Origin of the sequence: Synechocystis sp. PCC 7509, from assembly GCF_000332075.2 — a bacterium.
GTDB lineage: Bacteria > Cyanobacteriota > Cyanobacteriia > Cyanobacteriales > Chroococcidiopsidaceae > Aliterella.
Genome location: NZ_ALVU02000001.1, coordinates 2,741,573 through 2,754,669, shown reverse-complemented (window position 1 = coordinate 2,754,669; position 13,097 = coordinate 2,741,573). Strand labels below are relative to the sequence as shown.

Sequence of the window (13,097 nt, the reverse complement as noted above, 5' to 3'; positions counted from 1 at the left end):
TTACCTCCAATAACGCTTACCTTGCCAAAACACTCCTAAAATCATCCCAACTAACTGTAGTTGATTCACGTCAGTGAAAAGGGCTGGTATAGGGATGTAACTTCTAATTATTAAACCAACAATTAAACATAAAATTAATGCCCAAAGTATCCCAGCATTAATAAAAACTCGCTTTTCTAATCTTTCTAGTAAAAATACACCTAAAGCGCCAACACCTACACCGATCGCACCAACAGTAAATAACGATAATAATGGCGAATATAAAGTTGCTGCTAATATCCTGACGATTGTAAACTGCGTCCCCTCGTCTAACTGATTGTAAGTCATCCACAGTAACCATTCTACCGTTGTGACAATTACAAAAGTCATGCCAGCAATTATAAATAGCGATCGCCAAGGTAAATATTTAAGCTGACGCAAGGGGTTAGACATAGTTAACTAGCTACTAATAAAACTACCGCATGGGCTGCAATTCCTTCTTCTCGTCCGATTGCATCTAATTGTTCGTTTGTGGTGGCTTTAACACCGACGCAATCGGCGGGTATTTGCAAAACATTTGCCAAGCGATCGCGCATACTAGAAATATGCGGCTTTAACTTCGGACGTTCGGCGACAATTACTGAATCAATGTTGCCAATTTTCCAACCGCGATCGCGTATTAGTTGATTTACCTTATTCAGTAATACTAAACTATCCGCCCCCGCCCACTGAGCATCGCTAGGGGGAAAATATAGCCCAATATCTCCTAAAGATAAAGCCCCAAGCATTGCATCCATAATTGCATGAGTAAGAACATCTGCATCGCTATGTCCTAGCAAACCTAACTCGTGGGGAATTTCTACCCCGCCCAAAATTAAGCGGCGATTGGTGCTTAGTTGGTGGATATCGTAGCCATTACCAACACGGATATTTAGCATAGTTTAAAATATATTATGAATAATTGCGATCGCATTTCAACAATATTACTGCTGTCCTTCCCGCTTTTTTTTGCCAAATATCCCCGACATACTTATCCCTGTTACTACTAATACAATCAATCCTAGCCCGTTCAAAATTGGATAAACTGCTTGAAGATGAAATAATTCCCCGGTATGAATGCTCAAAATCAAGCCAGATGTGAGTCCGGTATTAATTGGCCATTCTCGAACAACTGTTGCCAACATTCCAGTTAGTACCGTTAACATTAGGGGTATCGCAACAATGGGCGCTATAATTCGGTGGTATTTGCGGGCTAAACGTTTCATAGGGTTGGGAAATTTTAAGTTTAACTTGCAATAGAGCGCGATCGCTTGATTTCCCTTTTCGACTGCAAGACGCTAGTTCATAACATTAGATAATTTAACCGACATCCAGGTGATATTTCTTACTGGATGGCGATCGAGTATAATTTACAACTTACAACAACTGTTTTTTAAGAAAATTATGAATAGCTATTTTAATAAAGTCTTGATAATTGGGGCAATTGGTATTTTTGCCCTAACTGGGTGCAATAATGCCGAAACTACCCAATCATCACCAGGAGAAAGTAGCCCTTCTCCAGTCTCCGCATCTTTCGGCGCAGGTTATCCAGGAGTGCTAGCAGTAGTGTCTGCAACTACCGCCGCCGTTAAAGCTGGCGATTACGCTCAGGGAAAAACAGAATTTGCCAAATTTGAAGATAATTGGAAACCCGTCGAAGATGGCATCAAAGCCAAGTCTAAGGACAATTACAATGCCATTGAAGAAAGTTTAGATAAAATAAACGGCGAATTTAAAAACTCTAACCCTAATCAAGAAATCATATTGACAGGCTTGCAATCTATACAAACAACTATCAGTAAGACTTCCAAACTGTAAATATAGCTAAGAAAAAGTAAACCTTTGATTTCTATCAAAGGTTTACTATCTTACTTTTAATAGGTCTAATAGCTGTAAAAAATGGCGCAGTTATCACCTTTAACAACTGTGTCATTTTAAAAGTGGTGATACCCAACTTCTAAAGGGCTTCAATTTTGGCATTGTCGCCCGGATTACCGATGGGTTTACCCGTCACTACAGCTTTTGCAAATCCCAACAAACGCACTACTTTACTTGATGGAGAGTCCCAGTATTCAGCTTTATCTACACTAACTTTTAATAGCGCCAGTTGAGGATCGTCTAAACCGTCAGGAAACCAAGCTTTAAGCAATGGATTCCATAGTTCTTCTATTTTTGATTTGTCGCGGATTAGTTGGGCTGTACCCGATACCGAAACGTACTTTTGATCTTTTGGTTCGGCGTAGCTAACATTAACATGATGCTCGTGTTCTACTTCATTGACTTTGGTCGCATCAGCGCTAGTAAAAAACCATAAATCGCCATCAAATTCAAATTCTTGAGTTGCCATCGGGCGGCTGCGTAAAGTACCATCTTCTTCGACAGTAGTTAACATGGCAAACCTGATGTCTTTAATCATGTCGTGCAGCTTTTCAATATTATCTTGGCGATCGTTCATTGCTTTTAACTTACTTATTAACTGTCAATATACAGATAACATTTCTGTTGGGCGTAATTATTCTATCTATAGTCACAAATTTTAGCGAAATCATACCAAAGCGCCGCCACAACTAGAACCACTTCCCGCCGTACAACCGTAACAATAAGGCGCAGTTTTAATTTTGTTGATCAAGTCTAAATTTCCCGCTTCTAGTAATTTGGCAACCGTCAATACTTCACCATTGCGAGTTTTTGCAGGTAGATTTTCCATTTGGTTAAAGTCACAATCGTATACATTGCCTAAATAATCAATGGAAAGCTCGTTTCTACACATTAAATGTTCAACGGTACTGGAATTAAAGCTTGACTCCAAAAATTGTAAATAAGGCTTATGTAATTTTTTGTTTTCTAACTGAAATTTAGTTCGTCCAATTGGTAAGTTTGTAATTGTATATAAATTGTTAAAAACAACATTAAAATGTTCTTGTAAATAAGCTTTGTAATCTTGCTCTAACTTTGCTTGTTCTGGGGTTAGACTAAACTTTTCTGAAGATGGTATTGGCGGATTGTATACCAAATCTAAGATTAGATTAGGATTGTTCCCATAACCTAATTGATTAAGACATTGCAAAGCTGCAATTGAATCATTGTAAACACCTTTGCCGCGCATTCTATCAACATTATCTTCTAAATAGCACGGCAAAGAAGCAACTATCTGAGTTTGATATTTAGCGCAATATTCTGGCAATTCTTCAAATCCATCTACAAAATAAATCGTTAAGTTAGAGCGAACAATTACTTTTTTACCTTGGTTTCTAGCTGCTTCTACTAAAGGTTTAAATCCATAATTCATTTCTGGCGCACCACCAGTAAGATCGATAACTTCAATTTGAGGAAATGTATTAATAATTTCAATTAGTTGATTGCAAATTTCTGGACTAAGTTCTTCTGTCCTTTTGGGACTAGCTTCTACATGACAGTGATTGCAAGCAAGGTTACAGCGTTTACCTAAATTAATTTGTAAGGTGTTTATTGCTTTTTTAGTTAAGGGTAAAGCTAGTTTATCTTTGAAGGGTGTTATGAGTGTTTGTACCATAATTTCTAACTAGATGTTGAAGAGATCGCTTTTAAGCTATGTATGTTTGCTGTGGAAAAATCTCCCCCATAACAAGAAGGAAAAATATCAATTTGAACGTATTTTTCTAAACTATTTCAAGTTTTCTAGCAGCAGCCGCCACCGTCATAATACCAAGTAGAATTAGTAACAATTACGTCTTTGGAGGCAAGTTTTGCGGCAGTTTTATCGCAGACGGCGGCGGGAATACCGCGCTGAAGTATATGCCCCGCATTATCATCAAAAATTGCTTGATTTCCGGTGTAAATAGCAGTTTTTCCGGTAAAAACACAAGCACCATCTTCAGGAATTGGAACTTTAAAAGAGACAGAATCAAGACTTTCTAAAAGTAAATGATCGTCTAAGTTGTAAGTATGACTATCTAAAAGCCGATAAGGGCGACGCGATCGCACTTCCACTTGTCCAAAGCCTGCATCAATAATCCGGGCTGTATATTCCTCGTAAGTCAACGCCCCCGATAGACACATTGCCCTTAATTGGTCGTCTTGTTGCAGATGATAAGGAATAGGACGTGTCGCAATCGGATCGCTCATTTGTAAGCGCCCACCAGGTTTTAAGACTCTGTAAGCTTCTTGCAGGGCGATAGAAAGATCCGCCGGTTCAAAAATATTAAATAAGCAATTTTGAGCGACTATATCCACCGAAGCATCAGCCACAGGCAATTTAAAAGCATCCCCGGCGCGAATTTCTACAAAACTTGTTTCAAACCAGGGGTTTTCCTGAGCGGCAATTTGTAAATTACGGGCGGCGGCTTCGCGCATAGCAGCAACTGGTTCTACAGCAATGACTGCCCCCGCACGACGAGAAAAATAAGCAAATTGCAGGGCTTCTAAGCCGCCACCAATCCCCACATAAAGCACCGTTGGTTGGTTTGTAAGTTCGGCAGCGTGGACGGTAGTACCGCAGCCATAATTCATTTCCTGCATTTGGTCGGGAATATTTAACCCTGGCAATTGCAAAGGGGTACTTTGAACGCAGCATAGCCCGACTTGGGGCGTTTCGGCTACGTCACTGTAAAACTGGGCGGCGGTTTCAAGATAAGTCATGGCGATCGCACTTTTTAGCTAATCTTAATACTTTATTTATATCTACAGTCACGCCAAAAGACGGATTTAGACATACACATCAAGAGTTACAGCTTATATAATGCTGTTTTCAAAGCAGTTTAAAATGGTGTGGATAATGCGCCAGCGATGGAATTTGTCTTTGTAAATAGACGGTGCGATCGCGCTAACAAAAATATCATCAATAAAGCCGCTACAATGCTTTAATCGTAGAATGAGAACAATCTTAGGTCATGCGATCGCTCGGACAATGATAAGGATACAATCATTGACACTTAATTAGTCCGCCAGTGTGTTTTTCAAAAAAAGTTCCGGCGTGTACTCCATGAACTATATCAATCCCAACTCTCGACTTAAATTCATAAAGTAGGGGAAAAGCTGTGATTAAAATAGCTACTGCTAACACCAGGCGAAATAATATTTTTGAGTAAGGCTTTTGAGCCTTTTCTACAGAGTAGTTAAAGTTACTGTTTAATTTATTACTAGAATTTTTAGACATAAGCTTAGTAAAAGCAAGACTCGATGATAACTCATTTGTCAAAATAACGTCTAAATCGGGGATCTAGGCGATCGCGTTTACGTTGATTGCAGGTAATACAAAGAGTTTGCAAATTGCTAAGATCGTTTTTGCCGCCACGAGCTAGAGGAATAATATGATCGATATTAAGGTTAGCTTCTGTGTCAGTTTTACCGCAACTTTGGCAATGGTGTAAGTCGCGCTCAAAAACATATTTTCTCACTTCTGGCGGTAGGGGAATGCGTGGCGTTTTGCTCATGAATTATTTTGCTGATCTTTACTCATCCTTTGGCGAATATCGTCAAGGGGTGAACTTGTCTGATTAATTTCTACATTATTACTTTGTGTTGTTTCTTCAATTTCAGGCTCATCGGGACAAAATTCTATGCTAAATCGAACTTTTCCCTTCTTCCAACCTTTAGCATCCAGTTTCAAAACTTCCAATTCTAAACCTTCTTCCTCAAACAACTTTTTGCTTTCACCAGGAAATTGATTTTTAACTACTGCAAGCAGCTCCTTCACCTTGAAGGTACTAGATAAATTTAGACCCGTTATTGTAGGTGATATTACCTCATCAAAAGTTAGCCGCACAAATCTATTATTCATTTTGACTTATATTTTTTGTAACTGTTATATTAGCTATTTTGATTCATCATTTGACGAATATCATCAAGGGGTGAACTTATTTGACTGACTTCTGCATCTTTACTTTGTGTTATTTCCTCAATCTCAATTTCATCAGGACAAAACTCAAAGCTAATATTGATTCTAATTTTCCCTTTTTTCCAACTTTTATCACCAGGCTTTAAGATTTCACAGTTTACGCCTTGATTGCACCATTCCTCACTATTGCTTGGTATATCACCTCGATTGACTAATGTATTTCTTAGTATATTTAAACCGTTGTTTTTCCATACTTTTCGGATTTCTGCTATCAATTCACCTACTTTAAACATAGATGTGGCAAATGATAAAACAGTATCTTGATATTCATCATTCAATGGCTTAAATTTGTTTTGCATATTTTCCTCAATACCTTATGTTGATAAATTGACTAACTTAGGTGACTCGACATTTTTAGCGAATTTCATTAGCGGCTACAAGCGCCAAAGTTTGCAAAAGTATACTCAAACACTTATGTAACCGCACTAATAAGTTAATAATCAAATCGCCAAAACTTTAAAATGACTAAGACTTACAACTTCTGTATCAACAATAACCGATTTAAAATCAGAATCTGCAATTAAAGGTAATAAATGAGTATGTAATTGCATGGCTTGCAAGCAACCGTTAATACCCGAAACTGCTTGATTGTAAGCAGAAATATTACTTTCTACTTCCTTTTGCGATCGCATATTACCAGCAATCTTTTCTTCCGCCTCTTTCTCCAACGTTTGCTCTAAATGATTGCGAGCATTATTGTATTGCTGTAAAATCTGATTTGCTTGTTTTTCTGCAAGGGGTAATAAACCATTTTTGAGAACAGCGTTAATATTAGCGCGGAAGTTTTTGCGGATAGTTTCGGAGACTTTTGGCTCAAAATCTAACTTCAATAATTGCCTAATTGCTGGCTGTGCTTGTACCATACTTTCGCTGTCGTAACCTTGGGATGTTTGCGCCAATGTTTGACGAAATTGATAGATAGAAAATGTCCCCTCATCGTAAAATCTGGGACTTTCTCGCACAAAGCGATCGCACTCTACTTTTGCTGCATCCATTAAAGAATGTTGTACCAAAGTTTCTAATGCTTTTATCTGTTCTACAATTCCGGCATCATTGCCTAGCAACCTATACAAATGACTGTAATACTCTGCTTTTTGTACTCTTTCAATTAAGCGTTGAAAAAAGCTATTAATCACTTCTTGGCAAGATTTTACTAAAACATCTTCCAATTCGTTAGATAGATAATAAAGTGCTTCTACTAAAATAGCAATTAATGGCGCTGTAGCATTGCGGCGATGGCTGAGAGTAGCGCGGCTATAAGCATCTGCTACAGAAAAAGTATTTAATAACTCGTCTAATTTGCCAATCATGCGAGTTTGTAGCAATAGAAAATCTTTTTCAAAATTCTCGCATTTATTGTTTACTAATTGATTAACTTCTAATTCGATATGCTCAAAAAAATGCTCTCCCAAGTCTTGCAACTCTTTACTTAATAGTTCCAATTCCCGCGCCTTCATAGCTTCAATTTCGCGGGGTTGGCTATCTAGTTCTCGATGCTTTGCAAGATAATTATTGCGTAAGTTAATACAAACTGGTTGTAAATCGTCAGCTAAGTTTGAAAACAATTGAGGACGTTTTTCTTCTGTCAAATAACGAGTAATAGCCGAGCGAAATTCCTCAATTCCACTATCGATAATCAATTGATCGATTAATGGCATTCCATAATCATTTAAAATCCGCTCGTAGTTTTGATTTGGCGTTTCATATCCGCGCACATCAATCCGAAATGTAGGAGGTAATTTACCCGACAACGCGCAATATTGCATTAAAGCATTAACAAATTGTGGCGTTTCTTCTTGTCCCTCCAAACCCCCAACACTCTCAGCAAAGATAGAATCTAAACCAAAGCGATCGCTCTTATTTGTATGTTGTTTAACCTGGCTACCATGAAATCCTAGTAAACCACTGGTTTTGTAGACTCTAGTAGTATTTTGAAACTCGCTATTAATCAATCTATCTAATCGTTGTTTTAACTCTGGTTTAAACCAAGTTTCGTCAATACGGTTAAATACATAAAACAAGCGATCGCGTATACCTATATTAGAGTTAGTTTTTTCAATTAATTCTGTCTCCTCCTTCGTCATATCTCCCGCAGAAGCTGGCTTTAATACGCAGACAACGGCGGAAGTATCGGGATGTTCAATTTTACGATAAGCTAATTCCGCATCTTTTTGTACGGGTGCGTCAATTCCGGGTGTATCAATAATTACGTTTCCATCTTTTAATAAGGGATGAGTGCAATAGTATTCAATCCGCTTTAAGACGGCGCTATTACTACCACGACGCGCAAAACTGGCGGCTTCTTTGAGATTGGCAAAGTTAAACTGTTCCATCGAATATGTAGCATTATTTAACGAATGAATGCGATCGCGGTTTGTTTCAAATCCCTCTAATAAAAGTATCAAAGCCTTTGCTTGTTTGGCGCGTTCCGATTTACTCTCACCGCCTTCTTTTTGAATAATTAATACGCATCCTTGACGTAACAAATTAACCATTTCAGTATCGTTAATATTACTGGGTGCTGTTAATCCCAATTTTTGACATAGTGCTACTGCTTGTTCTCTAATTTCTACTTCACTTAAAAAAGTTAAAATAACTTTTTCTTGTTCCGCTTCAGCATAAAAAATGTAGCATTCAGTACCCGTAGCGTGTCCTTCTGCGCTGTACAATAACTCTCTTTCTAGTAAGGCGTTGATTAGCATCGACTTACCCGCACTAAAAGCACCAGCAAAGACAATTTCAAAGGTAGGAGAAACAGCTTTTCTCAAACTAGATTGTACTGGGGTTATATCTTGCGATCGCAAACTTGCTTCTTGATGGGATAACTGAAGTATGCTTTCAACTTGCGCTTGCAAATTTTGACACTGTGTTAAAGGTTCAGTCATTATATAAATCCTAAAAATAGCTATTTACAACTATTTTATGAAGCATATTTAGAGACAAGTTATAGTGAAAATACGGATATATTTATATTTTATTCAAATTTACCCGTATATATACTCTTGTAGCTGTTATGAAAACTTTTGCAATCAGGTTAAAACCCGAACAAGATTTACGCCAAGCTTTAGAAACATTTACTCAAGAAAAAGATATAAAAGCTGGATTTATAGTAACAGCAATAGGTAGTTTAAAACAGGCAAATATTCGTTTTGCCAATCAAAATAAAGCAGCATTTTTACAAGACAAATTTGAAATACTTTCCCTAAACGGCACATTATCTAAAACTGGCATTCATTTACATATAGCAATAGCCGATTGCCAAGGTAAAACTATCGGTGGACATTTAGAAACTGGTTGCATTATCTACACAACAGCAGAAATTGTTATTGGCGTAAGTGAAGATTTTATTTTTGCTAGAACCATAGATGCACAAACAGGATACAAGGAGTTAGAAATCTTAGCAACTCAAGAATATTTCGATTAAATAATTTATGTTAAAAAACATACCAACAAACAAAGTGTCACAGCAAGTATATTTGTTTGCTAATTATAATTTGATAATAAAACTGATATAGCCTTTAGTTTAATAAAACTTTTAATTTATTAATATTTTGTTGATAAAAAAGGAGGCACTTATTTTGATTACAGACAAGTTTCGCAGCCAGTTACGCCGGGAAGCGGAAGTATGGCGCACCGAAGGATTAATTAATGATTCTCAACATGAACAACTAGCACAACGCTATCAATTTAATGCTATTGATACATCTTCTCGAAATCTATTTGTAATGGTTTTGATTGGACTTGGAAGTATTCTAATCGGGTTAGGAATAATTACTTTTGTAGCTGCAAACTGGCAAGATTTATCAAAAATTGCCAAGATATTATTGTTACTAAGCTTGTTTGTAAGTGTTAATACTACAGGTTTTTATATTTGGAGAAAATCTCACGATTCTAATCAGCGCCTCGGTACTGGATTGTTGCTACTAGGTGCATTGATACTAGGGGCAAACATGGCACTAATGGGGCAAATTTATCAAGTCAATAATCCCTTTTATGAATTAATGCTTGCGTGGGGAATTGGTGTACTAGCAATGGCTTATAGCTTGCGCTTAACATCATTAAGTTTACTATCTATTTTATTAATTTGGATCGGTCAGTGGGGATTTGCTATAGATAGTTTATTTAATAATTCTTGGCTGTATCAACAACTTTCTTGGTCATCTTTGCTAGGGGAACATATGCCAATTCTTGCTTGTGTAATGTTTATACCTTTAGCCTATTTATGCAAGTCGCGCTGGGTATTTGCTTTTAGTGCGATCGCAATTATATCAGCTTTAATAAGTAATCACTACTTCTACGCTTATGGAATAGGAAGGCTATTTAATTTATCTAATCTACAAATCTCCGGTTGGGCGATCGCACTTCTTTTTACACTACCGCCAATACTATTATGGAGTTATGACGACTTTAGAGAAAATCGAGCAATATCAAAGTCTTTTAAAGCTATTTCTCAAAACCTTGCACTTATCTATTTAGCAGGTATATTTTACTCTTTTTCATTCTATAGTTTGTGGAATAATTGGTCGCGCGAATCTTCAGAAACGGATTTAGAAAAAGTAAGTTTGTTTCCGCTCATAAACCTTTTGATTTTGATCGTAATTGGTGTTTGGCAATGGTTGCGTCTAGCAAATAGAATATCTAGACATCGCCCAATGCAATCTCAAGACTTGACAACAATTGTTATTGGTTTATTAATAGTTATTCCCGTTTCAATTTCTAGTTGGCATACTTATGTTGCACCAATTCCTGAATTTGCCACCTTTGCTTTTAACGCGCTGTTGTTTATTTTATCTATTGGTTTAATGCGCGAAGGTTTAACTCACGGACAAAGACGGGCTTTTTGGTTTGGATTGTTGCTGTTAGTTTTAAGAATTTTGAATTGGTTTTTCTTAGCTAATACGGGATTGTTTTTCAAATCTTTAGTCTTTGTTTTGTGTGGAGTTGGCGTAATTGCGATCGGACTTTGGTTTGAGAAGTACGTCCGAACTTTTGGTAATACAAATAATTAAAAGTTAAGAGGTTTTTATGTCACAAAATGAAGAAACGCGATCGCCTTTACCAATATGGCGGTTTGCTGTACCTTTACTATTTCAAGTTGGGCTAATTTTAGCTCTACCTGCCCAATCAGTGTATACGCACATTACAGGCAAAACTGTGATATTGCAGACGATTCCTGTAGATCCTTACGATCCATTACGGGGTTATTCGCAAACCCTAAGTTATGACATTTCCCGCTTAGAAAACTTACGAAAGCTTCCAGGTTGGCAAGAAATAAAAAAACAGCAAAAAATTACAAATGACAACTATCTAGATTCAAGTACACAGTTGTATGTAGTCTTAGAATCGCCACCAGATGGAGCAAAACAGCCCCCTTTAGCTTGGAAACCTGTAAGAGTAAGTGGCAGCCCGCCGACACCGTTACCAGCCAACCAGATAGCTCTGAAGGGCAGAGGCGCAGGTAATTCGATTCGTTACGGGTTAGAAACTTATTACTTTCCCGAATCTCAACAGCAAGAAATTAACCAAGCTGTTAGTCAAGCGCAAAGAGGACGATCGCAACTTCTTGTAATGGAAATAAAAGTTGATAAACAAGGGAATGGCGTACCCGTTAGTCTATGGATACGCGATCGCAACTACCGCTTTTAATCAGCTAAAAGTCTAGTCTTTGCAATTAAGAGCTATTTTTCGCTCATTAGAGAGAGACATCGAAGGAGGCAAAAGTATTATCAGTTTATAGAAGCAAACTTAACAAAAATCTATGTTTCAGTGGGTGGGAATAGTTCAATTTTTTGACGGGGCGATACCGCCAGCGCGCCCGGTTACGGGCTTCGCCTATTTACCTTTGGGAAGCGTCTCTAATACCGTGTTTTCAGGCTCTCAAGGCTTTTTAGTCTTAGTGGCGGGATTAGTTTTAGCTTTTGCCTTTCAGCTACTACTAGCCAACTTTTTTATTGCTTTGGGTATTTCCTATTCAGATTCTGATGAGGAATCTAAGGAAGGAGAATCTTTAGACGATACTATTGACAAAATCGGCACAATAGTAGGCTTAAGAACACTGGGAACTCTTAGCATTACCTTGTTTGGGGCGTGTTTTTTGGCGGTAAAACTCAGCTTAGTAAACGATGCAATTTTAGGAGCAATTTTTGGGCTAACAATTTGGGCAACGTACTTTACATTGTTAGTTTGGATTAGCTTAACTACGGTAGGTTCAGTAATTGGTACAGTAGTTAATTCGGCAACTTCTGGATTGCAAGGAATTATTGGTACAGCAGCGATCGCTCTTGGGGCAAAACAAGTAAGCGATCGCGTTGTTTCTACCGCCGAAGCCGCCGCTACTACGGTACGCCGCGAACTTAGTACCGCCATAGATCACGCTCGCAGCCGTGAAGCAATTTCAAGCTACCTAAATCAGCTAAGAATCCCCGAAGAAGATCGCCATCAACTCCAAGCAGAATTTGAACAGTTAATTGTTGAACCCGAAATGCAAACCATCGCCCGCGATAACCATATCCAAAATATCGGGCGACAAACTTTTGTAGACTTAGTTAGCAGCCGCACAGACTTTTCTAAAAACGATGTCAATCAAGCGATGGAACAGTTAGAAACTTTTTGGCAGCAGCTTTGGGGACAACAACCGCTAAAAGCCGCCCCAGAAACTGTACTTGCTGTACTTCAACCTACCTCATCAGAGGAAAAATCAATTCAACTTAGCCAAGAATTAGAGCAACTAATCGAGCAAACCCGCAAACAACAAGCGACTATTCAAGCAAAAGCTACCCAAAAGGTAGCAGAAACCGCCGTTTGGTGGTTATTTGCTTCGGCTTTTACCTCCGCAGCCTCGGCAGCGATCGCGGGGATAATTAGTGTCAAAGGTTAGCTACTATTCGTCGTGTTTGATTTGCCAAGCTGCTACTATGGCGGCGGTAAATCCAGCAATTAAACCCGTACTCATGCCTTGCATAGTTTTAACTACTGGTTCAGTAGTTAGACAATCATTTGTAACCTCTTTAGCTGCCCAACATTGATTGCTGTCTGCCAAACTAGCACTACCGCCGAGAATTACCCCCACAGCACTACAGGAAACGACCAAAAGAGCAAGGCGCTTAGTTTTTATGTCCATAGGTAGATGTGTGCGATCGCATTTATATATTTAAACTTTCCCTAATCTTATCGGGATGTTTTTAAAATGCAACCGTGTTTTCAC

At 38.1% G+C, this 13,097-nt stretch carries 17 protein-coding genes; 5 read left to right on the top strand and 12 right to left on the bottom strand.

The genetic code is table 11. From position 1 onward, the window contains the following. The 3 genes from SYN7509_RS0213785 to SYN7509_RS0213775 are packed head-to-tail and all read right to left on the bottom strand — an operon-like array spanning position 1 to position 1,244. Complete coding sequence (locus SYN7509_RS0213785; RefSeq protein WP_009633286.1) at positions 1 to 432, bottom strand: hypothetical protein; 432 nt, start codon at positions 430 to 432, stop codon at positions 1 to 3. Positions 433 to 434: 2 nt separating this feature from the next. After that, positions 435 to 917 carry a 2-C-methyl-D-erythritol 2,4-cyclodiphosphate synthase gene (gene ispF / locus SYN7509_RS0213780; protein WP_009633285.1) on the bottom strand — a complete coding sequence of 161 codons (483 nt, stop codon included), beginning with the start codon at positions 915 to 917 and terminating at the stop codon, positions 435 to 437. A gap of 45 nt (positions 918 to 962) precedes the next feature. Next, positions 963 to 1,244 (bottom strand): hypothetical protein, encoded by a 282-nt coding sequence (locus SYN7509_RS0213775; RefSeq protein WP_009633284.1) that lies wholly within the window; start codon positions 1,242 to 1,244, stop codon positions 963 to 965. A 178-nt stretch (positions 1,245 to 1,422) separates the two neighbouring features. Here SYN7509_RS0213775 and SYN7509_RS0213770 point away from each other — a divergent pair, with 178 nt between their 5' ends. After that, a complete protein-coding gene (locus tag SYN7509_RS0213770; RefSeq protein ID WP_009633283.1) occupies positions 1,423 to 1,836 on the top strand; it encodes a hypothetical protein in 414 nt (137 codons plus the stop codon). Between the two features lie 139 nt (positions 1,837 to 1,975). Here SYN7509_RS0213770 and SYN7509_RS0213765 read toward each other — a convergent pair whose 3' ends face one another. The 8 genes from SYN7509_RS0213765 to SYN7509_RS0213730 form a co-directional block, all read right to left on the bottom strand. Then, on the bottom strand, positions 1,976 to 2,473 hold the full coding sequence (locus SYN7509_RS0213765; protein ID WP_009633282.1) for a pyridoxamine 5'-phosphate oxidase family protein: 498 nt from the start codon (positions 2,471 to 2,473) through the stop codon (positions 1,976 to 1,978). A gap of 90 nt (positions 2,474 to 2,563) precedes the next feature. Then, positions 2,564 to 3,550, bottom strand: a complete 987-nt coding sequence (gene arsS / locus SYN7509_RS0213760; RefSeq protein ID WP_009633281.1) for an arsenosugar biosynthesis radical SAM (seleno)protein ArsS — start codon at positions 3,548 to 3,550, stop codon at positions 2,564 to 2,566. Positions 3,551 to 3,675: 125 nt separating this feature from the next. Beyond that, positions 3,676 to 4,635: an arsenosugar biosynthesis arsenite methyltransferase ArsM gene (gene arsM / locus SYN7509_RS0213755; RefSeq protein WP_009633280.1), complete on the bottom strand. Its 960-nt coding sequence runs from the start codon at positions 4,633 to 4,635 to the stop codon at positions 3,676 to 3,678. Positions 4,636 to 4,918: 283 nt separating this feature from the next. After that, positions 4,919 to 5,152 carry a hypothetical protein gene (locus tag SYN7509_RS25935; RefSeq protein WP_009633279.1) on the bottom strand — a complete coding sequence of 78 codons (234 nt, stop codon included), beginning with the start codon at positions 5,150 to 5,152 and terminating at the stop codon, positions 4,919 to 4,921. 31 nt (positions 5,153 to 5,183) lie between these two features. Beyond that, positions 5,184 to 5,429, bottom strand: coding sequence for an HNH endonuclease (locus tag SYN7509_RS0213745; RefSeq protein ID WP_009633278.1), 246 nt, complete (start codon positions 5,427 to 5,429; stop codon positions 5,184 to 5,186). Next, complete coding sequence (locus tag SYN7509_RS25930) at positions 5,426 to 5,776, bottom strand: KGK domain-containing protein (protein ID WP_009633277.1); 351 nt, start codon at positions 5,774 to 5,776, stop codon at positions 5,426 to 5,428. The genes SYN7509_RS0213745 and SYN7509_RS25930 overlap by 4 nt, the downstream gene beginning before the upstream one ends. A 29-nt stretch (positions 5,777 to 5,805) precedes the next feature. Continuing rightward, the gene (locus SYN7509_RS27680) at positions 5,806 to 6,192 is read right to left on the bottom strand and encodes a KGK domain-containing protein (RefSeq protein ID WP_009633276.1); all 387 of its coding nucleotides are present in this window, start codon (positions 6,190 to 6,192) and stop codon (positions 5,806 to 5,808) included. A 141-nt stretch (positions 6,193 to 6,333) separates the two neighbouring features. Further along, positions 6,334 to 8,778: a dynamin-like GTPase family protein gene (locus tag SYN7509_RS0213730; RefSeq protein ID WP_009633275.1), complete on the bottom strand. Its 2,445-nt coding sequence runs from the start codon at positions 8,776 to 8,778 to the stop codon at positions 6,334 to 6,336. 128 nt (positions 8,779 to 8,906) lie between these two features. On the opposite strand from SYN7509_RS0213730, the gene SYN7509_RS0213725 reads away from it, so the two are divergent. From SYN7509_RS0213725 to SYN7509_RS0213710, 4 genes are all read left to right on the top strand, one after another. Then, complete coding sequence (locus SYN7509_RS0213725; protein WP_009633274.1) at positions 8,907 to 9,317, top strand: PPC domain-containing DNA-binding protein; 411 nt, start codon at positions 8,907 to 8,909, stop codon at positions 9,315 to 9,317. Between the two features lie 154 nt (positions 9,318 to 9,471). After that, the gene (locus SYN7509_RS0213720) at positions 9,472 to 10,902 is read left to right on the top strand and encodes a DUF2157 domain-containing protein (RefSeq protein ID WP_009633273.1); all 1,431 of its coding nucleotides are present in this window, start codon (positions 9,472 to 9,474) and stop codon (positions 10,900 to 10,902) included. A 16-nt stretch (positions 10,903 to 10,918) separates the two neighbouring features. Next, positions 10,919 to 11,539: a GDYXXLXY domain-containing protein gene (locus SYN7509_RS0213715; RefSeq protein ID WP_009633272.1), complete on the top strand. Its 621-nt coding sequence runs from the start codon at positions 10,919 to 10,921 to the stop codon at positions 11,537 to 11,539. Positions 11,540 to 11,651: 112 nt separating this feature from the next. After that, positions 11,652 to 12,770 carry a hypothetical protein gene (locus SYN7509_RS0213710; RefSeq protein WP_009633271.1) on the top strand — a complete coding sequence of 373 codons (1,119 nt, stop codon included), beginning with the start codon at positions 11,652 to 11,654 and terminating at the stop codon, positions 12,768 to 12,770. 3 nt (positions 12,771 to 12,773) lie between these two features. On the opposite strand, the gene SYN7509_RS0213705 is transcribed toward SYN7509_RS0213710, so the two are convergent. Continuing rightward, on the bottom strand, positions 12,774 to 13,013 hold the full coding sequence (locus SYN7509_RS0213705) for a hypothetical protein (RefSeq protein WP_009633270.1): 240 nt from the start codon (positions 13,011 to 13,013) through the stop codon (positions 12,774 to 12,776). Between the last annotated feature and the right edge of the window lie 84 nt (positions 13,014 to 13,097).

Coding starts and splice junctions, on each gene's coding strand:
- SYN7509_RS0213765 (WP_009633282.1), bottom strand. CDS start 2,473: ATGAACGATCGCCAAGATAATATTGAAAAGCTGCACGACATGATTAAA.
- SYN7509_RS0213785 (WP_009633286.1), bottom strand. CDS start 432: ATGTCTAACCCCTTGCGTCAGCTTAAATATTTACCTTGGCGATCGCTA.
- SYN7509_RS0213725 (WP_009633274.1), top strand. CDS start 8,907: ATGAAAACTTTTGCAATCAGGTTAAAACCCGAACAAGATTTACGCCAA.
- SYN7509_RS25935 (WP_009633279.1), bottom strand. CDS start 5,152: ATGTCTAAAAATTCTAGTAATAAATTAAACAGTAACTTTAACTACTCT.
- SYN7509_RS0213715 (WP_009633272.1), top strand. CDS start 10,919: ATGTCACAAAATGAAGAAACGCGATCGCCTTTACCAATATGGCGGTTT.
- arsS (WP_009633281.1), bottom strand. CDS start 3,550: ATGGTACAAACACTCATAACACCCTTCAAAGATAAACTAGCTTTACCC.
- SYN7509_RS0213745 (WP_009633278.1), bottom strand. CDS start 5,429: ATGAGCAAAACGCCACGCATTCCCCTACCGCCAGAAGTGAGAAAATAT.
- SYN7509_RS0213775 (WP_009633284.1), bottom strand. CDS start 1,244: ATGAAACGTTTAGCCCGCAAATACCACCGAATTATAGCGCCCATTGTT.
- SYN7509_RS0213770 (WP_009633283.1), top strand. CDS start 1,423: ATGAATAGCTATTTTAATAAAGTCTTGATAATTGGGGCAATTGGTATT.
- SYN7509_RS0213710 (WP_009633271.1), top strand. CDS start 11,652: ATGTTTCAGTGGGTGGGAATAGTTCAATTTTTTGACGGGGCGATACCG.
- ispF (WP_009633285.1), bottom strand. CDS start 917: ATGCTAAATATCCGTGTTGGTAATGGCTACGATATCCACCAACTAAGC.
- arsM (WP_009633280.1), bottom strand. CDS start 4,635: ATGACTTATCTTGAAACCGCCGCCCAGTTTTACAGTGACGTAGCCGAA.
- SYN7509_RS0213705 (WP_009633270.1), bottom strand. CDS start 13,013: ATGGACATAAAAACTAAGCGCCTTGCTCTTTTGGTCGTTTCCTGTAGT.
- SYN7509_RS0213730 (WP_009633275.1), bottom strand. CDS start 8,778: ATGACTGAACCTTTAACACAGTGTCAAAATTTGCAAGCGCAAGTTGAA.
- SYN7509_RS27680 (WP_009633276.1), bottom strand. CDS start 6,192: ATGCAAAACAAATTTAAGCCATTGAATGATGAATATCAAGATACTGTT.
- SYN7509_RS25930 (WP_009633277.1), bottom strand. CDS start 5,776: ATGAATAATAGATTTGTGCGGCTAACTTTTGATGAGGTAATATCACCT.